The organism is Microbacterium sp. Bi128, from assembly GCF_918698205.1.
Genome location: NZ_CAKKMM010001150.1, coordinates 1 through 1,650, shown reverse-complemented (window position 1 = coordinate 1,650; position 1,650 = coordinate 1). Strand labels below are relative to the sequence as shown.

General features: G+C 63.8%; 2 protein-coding genes. Both read left to right on the top strand.

What is annotated here, in order from left to right:
- On the top strand, positions 1-499 hold a 499-nt coding region (locus LQV45_RS30695; RefSeq protein ID WP_374208343.1), incomplete at its 5' end, for a CpaE family protein.
- The coding region (locus tag LQV45_RS30690; protein WP_230011047.1) for a CpaF family protein at positions 500-1,650 on the top strand (1,151 nt) is incomplete at its 3' end.

The following is a 1,650-nucleotide window of genomic DNA, read 5'->3' as shown; positions in this document are numbered from 1 at the left end:
CGTCAGCCCCGTTGAGGCCGATTACATCACCCCCGAGCAGATTACTCGCCTGCTGGAGCAGTTGGCGGACGAGTTCCAATACGTGGTGGTCGATACTGCTCCAGGCCTGCCGGAAATCGGCTTGGCTGCCATGGAGGCCTGCACCGACGTGGTCTGGGTGAGCGCGATGGATATCCCCAGCGTCCGCGGCCTCCGCGCCGGACTGGACATTCTCCGCCAACTGGACATCATGCCGGCGAGCAGGCACGTGGTGCTCAACATGGCCGATCCCAAGTGTGGCCTCTCGGTCCAGGACGTCGAATCCACAATTGGCGCCCCCGTGGATGTTAGCGTCCCGCGCTCCCGTGCTGTCGCGTTCTCAACTAACCGTGGCGTCCCCGTCCTGCAGGAGGCTAGAAAGGACCCCGCCGTAAAGGGGCTCAACCAACTCGTGGAACGCTTCAGCCCGGCCTGGCGCGCAAAATCCCAGCGTAAGACTCACCGGCGGGTTGTGGTCTAGTTGAAACTTTCCGAACGCATCCAGGCGGCACAGGAGAAGTCCCTGCCTGCCGCTGCCCTGGCCGTCACCTCCGTTGCCTCCACGACGGCTCCCCCGGCTGCCCCGCGTATGCCGGCCCCGACTTCCCCGCCTGCAGTACGCCGAGAACGGCCGGCGGCACCCGCCAGGTCGGTGCAGTCGGCCGGCGCGTCCGTTGCGCCCGAGGGTTTCCATCCCAAGACCCACCAGCCCGTCGACGCTTTCGCTGCGATCAAGCAGCGCGCAGCGACGGCGTTGTTCGAAAAGATGGGAGCCCGGTTCAACGACTTAACCATCACAGAAGGCGAGCTGCGCAGCTCGGCCAGGGAGGAGCTCATCCATATCATCGATGCGGAGCAAGTCCCGCTGACGACGGAGGAACGCTCCCGGTTGGTCCGGGACGTGGCCGACGACGTGCTCGGGTACGGACCGCTGCAGCGGCTCCTGGACGATCCGGACGTCACGGAAATCATGGTGAACCGGATGGACCAGATCTATGTGGAACGCAAGGGCCAGCTGACGCTCACCGAATCGATGTTCAGCTCCGAGGACCACCTGCGCAAAGTTATAGAACGCATCGTGTCCAAGGTGGGCCGTCGTATCGACGAATCCTCGCCGCTGGTCGACGCGCGGCTGGAAGACGGCTCCCGCGTCAACGCCGTAATTCCTCCACTCGCCGTCGGCGGCTCATCGCTGACCATCCGTAAGTTCAGCAAGGTGCCGCTGACTGTCCGGAACCTGATCGAATTCGGCACGCTCACCCCAGAGATGGCCGAGTTGCTCAACGCCTGCGTCAGGGCCAAGCTGAATATCATCGTCTCCGGCGGTACGGGCACCGGTAAAACCACGCTGCTCAATGTGCTTTCCTCATTCCTTCCCGCCAACGAGCGGATCGTGACCATCGAGGATGCCGTTGAACTCCAGATCCAGCAGGCACACGTGGTGCGGCTGGAAAGCCGGCCGCCGAACACCGAAGGCAAGGGTGAAGTCACCATCCGCGAGCTGCTGCGCAACTCTTTGCGTATGCGTCCGGACCGCATCGTGGTCGGTGAGGTCCGCGGCGGCGAATCGTTGGACATGCTCCAGGCCATGAACACGGGCCACGACGGTTCGCTCTCCACCGTCCACTCCAA